Origin of the sequence: Winogradskyella helgolandensis (genome assembly GCF_013404085.1) — a bacterium.
Classification (GTDB): domain Bacteria; phylum Bacteroidota; class Bacteroidia; order Flavobacteriales; family Flavobacteriaceae; genus Winogradskyella; species Winogradskyella helgolandensis.
Genome location: NZ_JABFHO010000001.1, coordinates 1,357,648 through 1,373,300 on the forward strand (window position 1 = coordinate 1,357,648; position 15,653 = coordinate 1,373,300).

11 protein-coding genes are annotated in these 15,653 nt (G+C 34.7%); 10 read left to right on the top strand and 1 reads right to left on the bottom strand.

Features of this window, described 5'->3' with window-relative positions:
- Nucleotides 1–96: 96 nt before the first annotated feature.
- From rimP to infB, 3 genes are all read left to right on the top strand, one after another.
- A complete protein-coding gene (gene rimP / locus HM992_RS05585; protein ID WP_178985994.1) occupies nucleotides 97–561 on the top strand; it encodes a ribosome assembly cofactor RimP in 465 nt (154 codons plus the stop codon).
- Between the two features lie 13 nt (nucleotides 562–574).
- Nucleotides 575–1,807, top strand: a complete 1,233-nt coding sequence (nusA, locus tag HM992_RS05590) for a transcription termination factor NusA (RefSeq protein ID WP_178985993.1) — start codon at nucleotides 575–577, stop codon at nucleotides 1,805–1,807.
- A gap of 116 nt (nucleotides 1,808–1,923) precedes the next feature.
- Entirely contained in the window at nucleotides 1,924–4,749 is a 2,826-nt protein-coding gene (infB, locus tag HM992_RS05595) for a translation initiation factor IF-2 (RefSeq protein WP_179319006.1), read from the top strand.
- A gap of 73 nt (nucleotides 4,750–4,822) precedes the next feature.
- Here the strand turns inward: infB and HM992_RS05600 are convergent, their stop codons facing one another.
- Nucleotides 4,823–5,203, bottom strand: coding sequence for an SPOR domain-containing protein (locus tag HM992_RS05600; protein ID WP_178985991.1), 381 nt, complete (start codon nucleotides 5,201–5,203; stop codon nucleotides 4,823–4,825).
- A gap of 296 nt (nucleotides 5,204–5,499) precedes the next feature.
- On the opposite strand from HM992_RS05600, the gene HM992_RS05605 reads away from it, so the two are divergent.
- From HM992_RS05605 to HM992_RS05635, 7 genes are all read left to right on the top strand, one after another.
- Nucleotides 5,500–6,789, top strand: coding sequence for a c-type cytochrome (locus HM992_RS05605; RefSeq protein ID WP_179321038.1), 1,290 nt, complete (start codon nucleotides 5,500–5,502; stop codon nucleotides 6,787–6,789).
- Nucleotides 6,790–6,941: 152 nt separating this feature from the next.
- A complete protein-coding gene (locus HM992_RS05610) occupies nucleotides 6,942–10,247 on the top strand; it encodes a TAT-variant-translocated molybdopterin oxidoreductase (RefSeq protein WP_179319007.1) in 3,306 nt (1,101 codons plus the stop codon).
- Nucleotides 10,248–10,324: 77 nt separating this feature from the next.
- A complete protein-coding gene (gene nrfD, locus HM992_RS05615) occupies nucleotides 10,325–12,073 on the top strand; it encodes an NrfD/PsrC family molybdoenzyme membrane anchor subunit (protein ID WP_178985989.1) in 1,749 nt (582 codons plus the stop codon).
- A gap of 8 nt (nucleotides 12,074–12,081) precedes the next feature.
- On the top strand, nucleotides 12,082–12,621 hold the full coding sequence (locus HM992_RS05620; protein WP_178985988.1) for a DUF3341 domain-containing protein: 540 nt from the start codon (nucleotides 12,082–12,084) through the stop codon (nucleotides 12,619–12,621).
- A gap of 1 nt (nucleotide 12,622) precedes the next feature.
- Nucleotides 12,623–13,183 carry a c-type cytochrome gene (locus HM992_RS05625; protein ID WP_229720452.1) on the top strand — a complete coding sequence of 187 codons (561 nt, stop codon included), beginning with the start codon at nucleotides 12,623–12,625 and terminating at the stop codon, nucleotides 13,181–13,183.
- A gap of 21 nt (nucleotides 13,184–13,204) precedes the next feature.
- Nucleotides 13,205–14,560 (top strand): quinol:cytochrome C oxidoreductase, encoded by a 1,356-nt coding sequence (locus tag HM992_RS05630; protein ID WP_179319008.1) that lies wholly within the window; start codon nucleotides 13,205–13,207, stop codon nucleotides 14,558–14,560.
- Nucleotides 14,561–14,584: 24 nt separating this feature from the next.
- Complete coding sequence (locus tag HM992_RS05635) at nucleotides 14,585–15,643, top strand: cytochrome c oxidase subunit II (protein WP_178985986.1); 1,059 nt, start codon at nucleotides 14,585–14,587, stop codon at nucleotides 15,641–15,643.
- The last annotated feature ends 10 nt before the right edge of the window (nucleotides 15,644–15,653 follow it).

Here is a 15,653-nt window from a genome sequence, read left to right on the forward strand (position 1 = left end):
TTGGGTAATTTAATATAAAAGTCGTATATTTGCACCGTTATTTACTAAAAATGAATAAGCGAGAGGACGAAAAGTCCTCTCTTTTTATATCAAGAAATGATTAAGAAAATAGTAGAAGACTTATTACAAACGGCATTAGCAGAAAGACAAGATTTGTTCTTAATAGATTTTTCTTTGTCTGGAGATAACGCCATAAAGATTGTAATAGATGGTGATAATGGTGTCTTAGTAGAAGACTGTATGTTTATAAGTAGAGCCATTGAACACAATATTGACAGAGAAGAGCACGATTTTTCTCTAGAAGTTTTATCATCTGGTGCAGCAACTCCGTTAATTTTACCAAGACAGTACAACAAGCATATTGGTAGAAATTTAGAAGTAAAGACTTTAGATAATCAAGAAATAGAGGGAGAGCTCACAGAAGTGAACGAAGCTGACGTGGTTTTAAGTTGGAAAGCTAGAGAGCCTAAACCCGTTGGGAAAGGAAAAGTAACAGTGGCCAAAACAGCAACTATTACTTTTGATAATATTAAAGAAGCGAAAGTTAAAATAAAATTTTAATTCATATCAATATATGGAAAATATAGCGTTAATTGAGTCATTTTCAGAGTTTAAAGACGACAAATTAATAGATAGAGTTACGCTAATGGCGATTCTTGAGGATGTATTACGTAATGCTTTAAAGAAGAAGTATGGTGATGACGATAATTTTGATATTATTATAAATCCAGATAAAGGAGATTTAGAAATCTGGAGAAATCGTATCGTTGTTGCAGATGGTGAGGTTGAAGAGCCTAATCAAGAAATTGAATTATCTGAAGCTCAGAAAATAGAGCCAGATTTTGAAGTTGGAGAAGATGTTGCAGAAGAAGTAAAATTAATTAATCTTGGAAGACGTTCAATTTTAGCGTTAAGACAAAACTTAATTTCTAAGATTCACGAACACGATAACACTAACATCTACAAGCATTTTAAAGAGCTTGAAGGTGAAATTTATACGGCAGAAGTTCATCACATTCGTCACAGAGCAATTATTTTGTTAGATGACGATGGAAATGAAATTATACTTCCAAAAGACAAACAAATTCCTTCGGATTTTTTCAGAAAAGGAGAAAATGTAAGAGGAATTATTGAAAGTGTTGAATTAAAAGGAAGCAAGCCAGCAATTGTAATGTCTAGAACATCTCCTGTATTTCTTGAGAAATTATTCGAACAAGAAATACCAGAAGTTTTTGATGGCTTAATTACGGTTAAAAAAGTAGTACGTATTCCTGGTGAAAAGGCGAAAGTAGCAGTAGATTCTTATGATGATAGAATTGATCCTGTTGGAGCTTGTGTTGGTATGAAAGGTTCTAGAATTCACGGTATTGTACGTGAGTTAGGAAACGAGAATATTGACGTTATTAACTACACTAATAATGTTCAACTTTTTGTAACAAGAGCATTAAGTCCAGCCCGAGTAACTTCTTTGAAATTAAACGAAGAAACAATGCGAGCTGAGGTGTTATTGAAACCAGAAGAAGTTTCTAAAGCCATTGGTAGAGGTGGTCACAATATTCGTCTAGCTGGTCAGTTAACAGGTTACGAGATTGATGTATTTAGAGAAGGTGCAGAAGAAGATGTAGAATTAAAAGAATTCTCTGATGAAATAGAGGGTTGGGTAATTTCTGAATTTAGCAAAGCTGGCTTAGATACTGCAAAAAGTATTTTAGAGCAAGATATTGTTGATTTAGTGAAGCGTACAGATTTAGAAGAAGAAACAATCTTAGATGTTATTAGAATTCTAAGAGAGGAATTTGAAGAATAATACCAAAAAAATATTAAAAATGATTTGTAATATTTCATTTTTAGATTTAATTGGTATCATATTAATTTTTATTTAAAATTAATATATAATATATTTAAGTATTTTACAGGCAGTTTATGGCTCAAATGACAAGATTAAACAAAGTATTAAGGGAATTAAATATCTCAATAGATCGTGCTGTGGATTTTTTAGAATCCAAAGGTGTGGAAATTGAGAAAAGCCCTAATACTAAAATTTCGGAAGAGGTTTACAACACGCTTTCTGATGAATTTCAGACAGATGCATCTAAGCGTGAAAAAGCTCAAGAAGTAAGTGAAGCAAAACTTAAAGAAAAAGAAGAGCTTCGCGAACAAAGAGAACGCGAAATTGAAGAGAAGCAAAAGCAGAAAGCCGAAAGGGAATCTGTGGTTAAGGCTAAAGCTGAGTTAAGTGGACCAAAACAAGTTGGTAAAATTGACTTAGATAACAAACCTAAAGCTGAAAAGAAGGAAGACCCTAAAACTCCAGAAGTTAAGGAAGAACCTAAAGCTGAAAAACCAGAGGTAACGTCTGAAATACCTAAGGAAGCGCCTAAAGCTGAAAAACCAAAGGAGACTGAAAAAGTTGAAAAGGTAGAAAAGCTTGAAAAAGTTGAAAAAACAGAGGCGGTAGACAAAGTTGAAAAAGTAGAGAAGGTTGAAAAAGTAGAGAAGGTTGAAAAGGCTGAACAAACTGAAAAGACCAAATCGAAAGAAGAGACTAAAAAAGAAGAAACTCCTGCAACTCCAAGTGCGCCAGTAGAAGAAACGCTTAAGACACAATACAAAAAACTTACTGGACCGGTTACTACAGGTAAAAAAATTGATTTATCTCAATTTAATAAGCCTAAGAAGAAAAAAGTAGAAACAGCTAAACCTGGTGATGCTAATAAACGTAAAAGACGTAGAATTAGCAAAACGGGTGATACACCTGGTAAGCCAAACTTCGATAATAAAAGAGGTGCACCAAGAGGTCGTGGCGGTAATGCTGCAAGGCCAAAAGTTGTTAAAGAAGAGCCAAGTGAAGAAGATGTTCAAAAACAAATCCGTGAAACTTTAGAAAAGCTTCAGGGTAAATCTAATAAAGGTAAAGGAGCAAAATACCGACGAGATAAAAGAGATCAACACCGTCAACAAACGGAAATCGATCAAGAAATTGCAGCAGCAGAAAGTAAAACTATTAAGGTTACTGAGTTTGTTACTGTAAGTGAGATGGCGACGATGATGGAAGTTGGTGTAACGCAAGTTATTTCAGCATGTATGTCTTTAGGTATGATGGTAACCATGAACCAAAGATTAGATGCGGAAACCTTAACTATTGTTGCAGAAGAATTTGGTTTTGATGTTGAATTTATCAAAGCAGATATCGAAGAATCTATTGTGGTTGTTGAAGATGACCCAAAAGATTTAGTAGAAAGAGCGCCAATCGTTACCGTAATGGGTCACGTAGATCATGGTAAAACATCACTATTAGATTATATACGTAAAGAAAATGTAATTGCAGGTGAATCTGGTGGTATTACACAGCACATTGGTGCCTATGGAGTACAACTAGAAAACGGACAAAAAATAGCATTCTTAGATACACCAGGTCACGAAGCCTTTACAGCGATGCGTGCTCGTGGTGCTCAAGTAACAGATATAGCGATTATTGTTGTTGCTGCGGATGATGCTATAATGCCTCAAACGAAAGAAGCGATTTCTCATGCACAAGCTGCAGGAGTACCAATCGTATTTGCGATTAACAAAATTGATAAGCCAGATGCAAATCCTGAAAAAGTAAAAGAAGGATTAGCACAAATGAATCTTTTAGTAGAAGATTGGGGAGGTAAAATTCAATCTCACGATATTTCTGCTAAACAAGGTACAGGTGTTAAAGAATTATTAGAAAAAGTATTATTAGAAGCTGAACTTTTAGAATTAAAAGCAAACCCTAATAAAGCAGCAAGTGGAACAGTAGTAGAAGCTTATTTAGATAAAGGTAGAGGTTATGTATCAACCATATTGGTACAAGCAGGTACATTAAAAGTTGGTGATTACGTTTTAGCAGGTAAGAATAGTGGTAAAGTAAAAGCCATGCAAGATGAGCGAGGACAAGATGTTAAAGAAGCTGGTCCCGCAACTCCGGTGTCTATTCTAGGTTTAGATGGTGCTCCACAAGCAGGTGACAAGTTTAATGTCTTTGCAGATGAGCGTGAAGCAAAACAAATTGCAACTAAGCGTGCACAGTTGCAGCGTGAACAATCTGTTAGAACACAACGTCATATTACTCTTGATGAAATCGGAAGACGTATAGCTCTTGGTGATTTCCAAGAATTGAATATTATCCTTAAAGGTGATGTGGATGGTTCTGTAGAAGCATTAACAGATTCTTTCCAAAAATTATCTACTGAAGAGATTCAAGTAAATATTATACATAAAGGTGTTGGTGCCATTACAGAAAGTGATGTATTATTAGCAACAGCGTCTGATGCTATTATCGTTGGATTTAATGTGCGTCCTGTTGGAAATGCAAGAATGATTGCTGATAAGGAAGAAATTGATATCAGAACTTACTCAATTATCTATGCGGCCATTAACGATCTTAAAGATGCTATGGAAGGTATGTTATCTCCAGAAGTTAAAGAAGAAGTTACAGGTACTGCCGAAATTAGAGAAATCTTTAAAGTTTCTAAAATTGGAAACATTGCAGGGTGTATGGTAATGAATGGTAAGATCTTTAGAAATTCTGGAATCAGAATTATTAGAGACGGTGTTGTTGTTCATACAGGTACATTAGAAGCTTTAAAACGATTTAAAGATGACGTGAGAGAAGTTGCTAAGGGTTATGACTGTGGTATGCAAATTAAAGGCTATAACGACATTAAAGAAGGTGATGTAATTGAAGCATTCCAAGAAGTAGAAGTGAAGAAAAAGTTGAAATAACAACTATAACATTTATAGAAATAAAAAAACCGACAAGTGATTGTCGGTTTTTTTTATGGGATAAAATGAAGTCTTATTGTTCTATTTTTGGTTGAAGTATATTAGCGTACATATAGTTTTCCTTAATCTTAACTAAAGCGCGGTCAGCTTCAAGTCTAGTAGAAAAATTGCCAACCCAAACCTTGTAATTGGGCGTATTCCAAATAATCTCTGTAGGCCATTCGTCATAGGTGTTTAAGAAATTTTCTTTTTCACGCTGGGCATTATCAATATCGATACTTTGATATACTTGTATTTTATAAACCTTTGTGGTTTTAATATCCTTTTTATATTCTAGTAATTTATCAATATCACTATCCTGACTAACATTAACAACACCTTGTTGTGCGTTTAATGTGGCAGTAAGACCAAAGCCAATGATTAAAAGTGCAAAAGTTCTATTTTTTATTTTCATAAGTTCAAATTATTAGACAAAGGTAAAACATTCAATTTAACATGTACCAAATTTTTTAAGGGACATTTCTATTGTAATCAATTGCTCTTCAAGCGGTCGATAAATGGGTAACGAATATTCGCATATTAAATTTTAAAAAAGTTATTTAGAATTGGTATAAATTATCTATTAACACTTCTCTAAGATTTTCAAAATCGACTTTAAATGTTACTTTTGCCAGAGTTTTTATAACATCTTTTTTCACTTTTTGAATGAAAAAATCGTACCAAAGTTTAGAAGATAATCCAACTTATAATATGAAACAGGTGATTTACTGTAGTTTAACCTCAAAGATTTTTAGTCTTTGTCTTGTTCTATTGCTTTCTTTTTCAACCTCCCTTATAGCTCAAGACGGTGATCCAGTAAATGGAAAATCGCTCTTTAATTCTAATTGTGCAGCATGTCATAAGCTAGATAAGCCAATGACGGGTCCAGCTTTGCGTAACGTAGAAGCTAGATTAGGGGATGAACAAGGTTTAGATAGAGCATGGATTAGTGCTTGGATTAGAAATAGCGCGTCAGTTATTAAATCTGGTGATGCTTATGCAAATAAATTATTAGCTGAGTGGAACAATGTGCCTATGACTCCTTTTCCGCAGTTAGGTGATCAGGATATTGCTGATATCTTAGCTTATACGGCTGCACCGAAACCAGAACCTCCTGTGACAGCAGGTGCTGTTGAGGGAGTTCCTGTGCAAGGAAGTGGAATATCTAACGATTTAATTCTTGGTGCACTAGCATTATTATTTGCGTTATTAGCAATGGCTTTATTTTTAGTGAATAAAACATTGAATCGTTTTGCTGAAGCTAAAGGAATCGATGTTATTGCTGAGAATAAAAGAACACCATTGTGGAAAGCTTTCGCTCAAAATCAATTTTTAGTATTGGTTACAGCTGTGGTCTTTTTGTTAGCTAGTGGTTATTTTGTATATGGTTACTTTATGCAAGTTGGTGTAGATAAAGGTTACGAACCAGTGCAGCCAATTCATTATTCGCATAGAATACACGCTGGAGATAATGGAATCGATTGTAAATATTGTCACTCTTCTGCAAGAGTGAGTAAAACATCTGGTATTCCTTCGTTAAATGTGTGTATGAATTGTCATAAATCAATTTCAGAAGTATCTGAGGATACCTTTGCAGAAGGGATGGGTGAACATAGTGTAGACTACAACGCTGAAATTCAAAAATTATATGATGCTGTAGGTTGGGATGGAACTGGTTATACTGGTGAATCACACCCTGTAAAATGGATACGTATCCACAACTTACCTGACTTTGCTTATTTTAATCACTCTCAACATGTTGAAGTTGGAGGTATTGAATGTCAAACTTGTCATGGTCCTGTTGAAGAAATGGAAATCATGTATCAGCATGCTCCTTTAACTATGGGATGGTGTATTAACTGTCACAGAGAAACTAACGTAAAAGTTAAGGATAACGAATATTACACTAAAATTCATGAAGAATTATCTAAAAAGTATGGTGTTGAGGAATTGACAGTAGCACAGATGGGTGGTTTAGAATGTGGTAAGTGTCATTACTAAAACTCGCTTTTTGTAATTTCTGATACGTCAGTAAGCACTTAAAAGAGAAAAAAAACATAAAATTAAAAGAGTTAAATATTTAGATTGAATTTATTGAAGTTATAAAAGACTTTAATTTTAGGTTCGAAAATCGAAAATTATAAATAAACACTATGTCATCAAACAAGAAATACTGGAAAAGTGTTGAAGAGCTAAACGAAAATAGCTCTATTGTTGAGGCGCTTCAACAGAATGAATTTGTGGAAGAGATTCCTACAGACGATTTTTTGGGAGATAAAGAGTCTTTAGAATCTTCATCTACGTCGCGTCGTGATTTCTTAAAATACGTTGGTTTTAGTACAGCAGCTGCTTCTTTGGCGGCCTGTGAAGGACCTGTTATTAAATCCATTCCTTATATAGTACAACCTACTGAGATAATTCCGGGTGTTGCTAACTATTATGCAACTACGATTGCAGATGGTTTTGATTTCGCTAGTGTTTTAGTGAAGACAAGAGAAGGAAGACCTATTAAAATTGAAAATAACACGGATGCTGCAACAAACGGAACAGCAAATGCTAGAGTGAATGCTTCAGTTTTAGGATTGTATGATAATCTTAGGGTTAAATCACCAATGAAAGGTGAGTCTAAAATTTCTTGGGATACTTTTTTATCGGAAACAACTTCAAAATTAAAGGGACTTAATGGTAAACAAATTGTGTTGTTAACGCAATCTATGCCAAGTCCATCTACAAATAAATTAATTGCAGAATTCAAAGCTAAATATGGTAACGTAAATCACGTTGCTTATGATGCGGTTTCAGAATCTGCAACTTTAGATGCCTACCAAGCAAAGTATGGCTCAAGAGGAATGGCTAATTACGATTTCTCTAAAGCAATGACTATTGTTTCTGTTGGTGCGGATTTCTTAGGAGATTGGCAAGGTGGAGGTTTTGACTCTGCTTATGCTAAAAAGCGTATTCCAGAAAATGGTAAAATGTCTAGACATATTCAGTTTGAATCTAATATGTCATTATCTGGTGCTAACGCAGATAAGCGTGTGCCATTAACACCAAGTCAACAAAAATTAGCTTTAGCTAAATTATATAGTAGTATTACTGGAAATTCTGTAGGAAGTGTTAATCTTCCTGAAGCATTAGACAAAGCTGTTCAAGCTGCGGCTAACGAATTAAGTAAAGCAGGAAGTAATGCTGTTGTTGTATCAGGTATTCAAGATGTGAATGCTCAATCAACAGTTTTAGAAATCAATGAGCATTTAAGAAGCAAAGCTTTTGATCCTAAAACAACAATTAAAACAAGACAGGGAAGTAATAAAGCAGTAATGCAATTAGTTGCTGATATGAAAGCTGGTAAAGTTGGTGCCATCATTATGAATGGCGTTAATCCAATGTATACGTTGCCAAATGCTTCAGATTTTGCTGAAGGTCTTGCGAAAACAGATTTATCTGTTGCATTCTCAATGAAACAAGATGAGACGTCAACAAATTGTCAATACATAGCAGCTGCACCTCATTATTTAGAATCTTGGGGAGATGTTGAGTTAAAAGCTGGTCATTATTCAATGATGCAGCCAACAATTCGTCCTTTATTTGATACTAAGCAGTTTCAAGAAGTATTAATGAGTTGGACAGAAACGTCTGGAACTTATAGAGATTATTTAAAATCAGTTTGGTCACAAAGTATATTAAATGGGGCTTCATTTAATAAAGCCGTTCAAGATGGTATTTTTGTTGTAGGTACTTCTGGAAATGGAAGCGGCTCAACAGGATCTTCAACGACAACTGAATCGACTACAACTGAATTAAAAGATAAAAAAGATAGAACATTTTTAGGTGGTGTCATTCATGATGTTGCTGTAGGTGTAGGCATCAAAGAAGAAGATAAAGACGAATACACTACGTCTACAACATCAACGACTGTAAATAATACATCTGATACTGTGGGTGTCGCATCAGTATTAACTGGTGGTGCTGCAGCGAGAGCATTAGCACAAACGAAACCTACCGATGGTATGGAGTTGTCACTTTATACTAAAACAGGTATGGGTGATGGTCAACAAGCTAATAACCCTTGGTTACAAGAGTTTCCAGATCCTATCACAAGAACAACATGGGATAACTATTTAACGATTTCTCAAGCGGATGCTGATAGATTAGAGATAAAAAACTGGAATGTTGCTAATGGTGGATTAAATGGTAGTTATGCTAAAGTTTCGGTTAATGGAGCTGAAGCTGTTACATTACCTGTTATAATTCAACCAGGACAAGCAAAAGGTTCTGCTGGATTAGCTTTAGGTTTCGGTAGAACTTCAAAAGCTTTAAAAGATGAAATGAAAACCGGTGTTAACGCTTATCCGTTATACCAAGGTTTTAATTCTGTACAAAATATTACTATTGAAAAAGCTGCTGGTGAACATGAGTTTGCGTGTGTACAGTTGCATAATACGTTGATGGGTCGCGGTGACATTATTAAAGAAACGCGATTAGAAATTTTCAATACTTACGGTAAAGAACACGAAGAGCACGGTTGGAATAAAATTCCTAAAGTGTCTCTTAATCATATTGAAACTCCTGTAACATCTCCTGATGTTGATTTATGGGATGAGTTTGATCGTTCAGTTGGTCATCACTTTAACTTATCTATAGACTTAAATGCTTGTACGGGTTGTGGAGCATGTGTAATTGCCTGTCATGCCGAAAACAATGTGCCTGTTGTAGGAAAGTCTGAAATGAGACGTAGTAGAGATATGCATTGGTTGCGTATTGACCGTTATTATTCGTCTAATGATACTTTTGATAATGATCAAGCAGAAAAGCATGCAACTGATGGTTTAGGTTTCGGAGACTATGTATTTGGAGATAGAGAAGGTGACGGTTCGTTATCAACATTTGGTAGATTAGAAGATCCTGCAGATAACCCTCAAGTTGTTTTTCAACCTGTAATGTGTCAGCATTGTAATCATGCGCCTTGTGAAACGGTTTGTCCTGTTGCAGCAACAGTTCATGGTCGTCAAGGTCAAAACCAAATGGCTTATAATCGTTGTGTAGGTACTCGTTATTGTGCGAACAACTGCCCATATAAAGTACGTCGTTTCAACTGGTTCTTATATAACAAGAATGATGAGTTTGATTATTACATGAACGATGATTTAGGTCGCATGGTCTTAAATCCAGATGTTGTTGTAAGATCTCGTGGAGTTATGGAAAAATGTTCTATGTGTATTCAAAAAACACAAAAAACAATTTTAGACGCGAAACGTGATGGTAGAGAAATTAAAGATGGTGAATTTGAAACAGCCTGTTCAGCAGCTTGTGGAAATGGTGCAATGATGTTTGGTGATGTTAATGATGAAGCTAGTAAGATATCAGCATTAAAAGCAGATGACCGTATGTATCACATGTTAGAATACGTAGGCACAAAACCTAACGTAATTTATCAAACAAAGGTTAGAAACATATAGAAAGTAGTAAGTCCGAAGTTGGAAGTTAAGTTTCAATTTCAAATGAATAAAATAATTAAAGAAACAAGTATATAATTATGGCGTCTCATTACGAAGCACCTATTAGAAGACCTTTAGTCACTGGCGAGAAATCGTATCACGATGTTACATTAGATGTAGCAGGACCAGTGGAAGGCAAAGCCAACAGAGCATGGTGGATTGTTTTCAGCATTGCTTTAGTCGCATTTCTTTGGGGAATAGGTTGTATTATTTATACCGTATCTACAGGTATTGGAGTTTGGGGTCTTAATAAGACCGTAAACTGGGCTTGGGATATTACTAACTTCGTTTGGTGGGTTGGTATTGGTCATGCAGGAACATTAATTTCTGCAGTACTATTATTATTCCGTCAAAAATGGAGAATGGCAATTAACCGTTCTGCAGAAGCAATGACCATCTTTGCAGTTTTTCAAGCAGGATTGTTCCCAATTATTCACATGGGTCGTCCTTGGTTGGCTTATTGGGTATTACCAATTCCTAATCAATTTGGTTCGTTATGGGTGAATTTTAACTCACCTTTACTTTGGGATGTATTTGCAATTTCTACCTATTTATCTGTATCATTAGTTTTCTGGTGGACAGGTTTATTACCAGATTTTGCGATGTTAAGAGATAGAGCTGTTAAACCTTTTCAAAAGAAAATTTACGCTTTAGTAAGTTTCGGTTGGTCTGGAAGAGCAAAAGATTGGCAACGTTTTGAAGAAGTATCTTTGGTACTTGCTGGTTTAGCAACACCTTTAGTACTTTCTGTACATACCATTGTATCATTTGATTTTGCTACGTCGGTAATTCCAGGTTGGCATACAACGATTTTTCCACCTTACTTCGTTGCAGGTGCGGTATTCTCAGGATTCGCCATGGTAAATACACTTCTTATTATTATGAGAAAAGTATGTAACCTTGAAGATTATATTACAGTACAACACATCGAATTAATGAACATTGTAATTATGATTACAGGTTCTATTGTTGGTGTAGCTTATATTACAGAGTTATTTATTGCATGGTATTCTGGTGTAGAATACGAACAGTTTGCATTCTTAAACAGAGCAACGGGACCATACTGGTGGGCTTATTGGTGTATGATGACTTTTAACGTATTCTCTCCGCAGTTTATGTGGTTTAAGAAACTTAGAACAAGTATTATGTTCTCGTTCTTTATCTCAATTATTGTAAACATCGGAATGTGGTTTGAGCGTTTTGTAATTATTGTAACCTCATTACACAGAGATTATTTACCATCATCTTGGACCATGTTCTCTCCAACATTTGTGGATATTGGTATTTTTATCGGAACAATTGGATTCTTCTTTGTATTATTCTTGTTGTACGCACGTACATTCCCAGTAATAGCACAAGCCGAAGTTAAAACCATATTAAAATCTTCTGGTGAAAGTTATAAGATTATTAGAGATCGTGGTGATAGTTTGGTAGGTACTGGTGCAGATTCAAGAACATCTAATCCTATTGCTTTTAAATCTACAGCTTCAATAGAACAATCAGTAACAGAATTACCAAGTAGTAATGAAGAAAAGTTGAATAGTTTATTTGAAGGTATTGGTAAATTTGATGCTACAACACAAACAGCTGATAATTTACAAACCGTTAATGGTATTGGACCAAAAATGGAAGAAGTACTTAACAGTATAGGTATTTATACTTTCCTTCAGGTAAGTAAGATGACGAAAAAAGAATACGACTTGTTAGACTCAATCACAGGAACCTTCCCAGGAAGAGCAGAACGTGATGATTGGTCAGGACAAGCTAAAAATTTATTAAACAACTAATATAGTTTATGGAAGCTTCGAAAGTAATTCATGCTATTTATACAGATGATGATGTATTAATGTCTGCCGTTAAAACGGTGAAAGCAGAAAAACATCATATCGAAGAGGTATATACACCTTTTCCGGTTCACGGACTAGACAAAGCAATGGGATTAGCACCTACACGTTTAGCAATTACAGCATTTATATATGGCTGTATTGGTTTATCGGTCGCTTTTGCTATGATGAATTTTATAATGATTAAAGATTGGCCACAAGATATAGGTGGTAAACCAAGCTTTAGTTATTTAGAAAATATGCCTGCATTTGTTCCTATTATGTTTGAGCTAACGGTATTTTTCGCTGCCCACTTAATGGTAATAACATTTTACTTAAGAAGTAGAATGTGGCCATTTAAAGACGCTGAGAATCCTGACCCAAGAACTACAGATGACCATTTTTTAATGGAAATCGCAGTTCATAATAACGAAGAATCATTAACTAATTTGTTGAAATCAACAGGTGCTGTTGAGATAAACATTATTGATAAAGATGAAGATGCACATTAATATGAAGATAGCCACAAAATATATCGTAGTATTAGGATTATTGGTAAGTCTTGTATCTTGCCAAGAGAATTCTAGGCCAAACTATCAATACATGCCAAATATGTATGAACCGATTGGTTATGAAACTTATCAAGAATCAGACGCTTTTGAGAACGGTAGACAAGCTCAGTTACCAGCTGAAGGTTCAATACCAAGAGGAGATTTTATGCCTTTTGAGATTGAAAATACAGTTGAAGGGTTTATGTTTGCTAAAGCAAATTTAACGAATCCAATTGATGCTTCTGATATCGATTATGACAGAGGTGGAGAATTATACGGGATTTATTGTGGTATCTGCCACGGAAATAAAGGTGATGGTAAAGGTAAATTAGTATCTCGTGAAAAGATTCTAGGTGTACCTAGTTATGCCGATGTTGGTAGAGCCATTACAACCGGAAGTATTTATCATACTTTATATTATGGTAAAAATACAATGGGTTCTTACGCTAACCAATTGAATGAAGAAGAACGTTGGCAAGTTGTTGCTTATGTTGAGAAACTGAAGGCAGATTTAGAAAAATAAGATTTAGATAAAGATTATATAATGGAATATAAAATTTCAAATCGATTAAGAATAGGAGCAATCATTTTAATGATTTTAGGCGCATTAGGTGTTGGTTATGGCTTCATTGATTCTCATAAGTCTTTTGAGGATATCGAAACGATGCTAAGCGAAGAAACTCATCATGGTGAGGTTTCGGAAGTAGCTACTGTTGAGGAAGCTCATGGTGCTTCACATGCTGAAGATGATCATTCAGAGGGTGATCATGTTGATGAGCATAAAAAACATGTTGAGCACGTATTGCACCAAGTGCATAATAGACCTTGGTCTGCATTATATGTTGCAGGTTTCTTTTTCTTTATGATTGCTTTAGGTGTATTAGCATTTTATGCTATACAGCATGCAGCTCAGGCAGGTTGGTCGCCAGTATTATTTAGAGTTATGGAAGGTATTACATCTTATGTTTTACCAGGTGGAATAATAGTTTTATTGATTGCCTTTTTTGCCGATAGTCATGTGTTTATTTGGTTAACAGATGGAATTACTACTGAAGGGCACGAAAAATATGACGCGCTTGTAGCAGGTAAATCTGGTTGGTTAAATAAACCAGGATTCTTTATAAGAGGTATTATCTTCTTAGCAGGATGGTCGGCATATCAATACTTCTCAAGAAAATTCTCATTAGCACAAGACAATGCGGATATAAATGACAATAGTAACTTTAAAAAGAATTTCAGAATTTCTGCTGGTTTCTTAGTATTCTTCATTTATACCGAATCAGTAATGTCTTGGGATTGGATAATGAGTGTAGATCCACACTGGTTTAGTACTTTATTTGGATGGTATGTATTATCTGGTATGCTTGTTTGTGGTATTACGGTTATCGCTATGGTTACAATCTACCTTAAGTCTAAAGGTTTATTAGAGCATGTAAATGATAGCCATATTCACGATTTAGGGAAGTTTATGTTTGGTTTTAGTATATTCTGGACGTATTTATGGTTCTCTCAATTTATGTTAATTTGGTATTCTAACATACCTGAAGAAGTAACATACTTTATAACACGTATTGAAGACTATAATTTACCATTCTTTGGTATGGTAGCGTTGAATTTCATTTTCCCGCTATTATTATTAATGAATAGTGACTTTAAACGTGTAAATTGGTTTGTAATAATGACAGGAATCGTTATTCTTGGTGGTCATTATTTAGATATTTTCAATATGATTATGCCTGCAACAGTTGGTGACAGATGGTTTATTGGAATTCCAGAAATAAGCTCAATATTATTCTTTGCTGGCTTATTTATATTTTTAGTATTTACATCACTTGGTAAATATCCATTGTTAGCAAAAGGAAATCCATTTGTTAAGGAAAGTGAAAATTTCCATTATTAATTTTAAATAAGAACAGAAACGATAATGACTGCTTTATTAACAATTATAATTGTACTCTTTGTAGCTGTTGCCTTGTGGCAAATGGTAAAAATATTTGACCTAGCCCAGGTTGGAACGATTAACACGCAAATTGCGGATGATCACGACAACAAGATTAATGGTTACTTAATGATAGGTTTCTTAGTGTTTATCTACGTAATTACCATCTTGTGTTTTTGGTATATCGGAGATTTACCTCTTATGTCTAACGCGGCATCTGAACACGGTGTAGAAGTAGATAATCTTATGATTATCTCAATGGTGGTTATCTTTATAGTGCAAACAATCACACAATTTTTATTACACTATTTTGCTTATAAGTATAAAGGTGAGAAAGGAAGAAAGGCATTGTTCTATGCCGATAATAATACATTAGAGTTTATTTGGACGGTAATTCCTGTTATTGTTTTAGCTGGTTTAATCATTTATGGTTTATTCACTTGGAATGATATTATGAATGTGGACGAAGATGAAGACCCAATGGTTATTGAGTTATATGCACAGCAATTCAAATGGACGGCTAGATATAGTGGTAACGACAATGTTTTAGGAAAAGCAAACGTAAGATTAATTGACATTGATCGTGCTAATACATTAGGGGTAGACGAAGATGATCCAAATGCTCAGGATGACGTTGTTGTTTCCGAGTTGCATTTACCAGTTGGTCAACAAGTCGTATTTAAAATGCGTTCTCAAGATGTGTTGCACTCAGCTTATATGCCTCATTTTAGAGCTCAAATGAACTGTGTACCAGGTATGGTAACTCAATTTGCTTTTACTCCAACGGTGACTACAGCTGACATGCGTCAGAATCCTGATATGGTTGAGAAAGTTAAAAATATTAATGACCTTCGAAAAGAAAGAATAGTTGAGATTGAAGAATCTGGTCAAGAATTACTTTACGAATTTGATTACCTTTTATTATGTAATAAAATTTGTGGAAAATCGCACTACAATATGCAAATGAAGATTATTGTAGAAACTCAAGAAGAATTTGATGCATGGATGAAAGAACAAAAAACATTCCCAAATTCATTAAACTAACTAAGCTTTT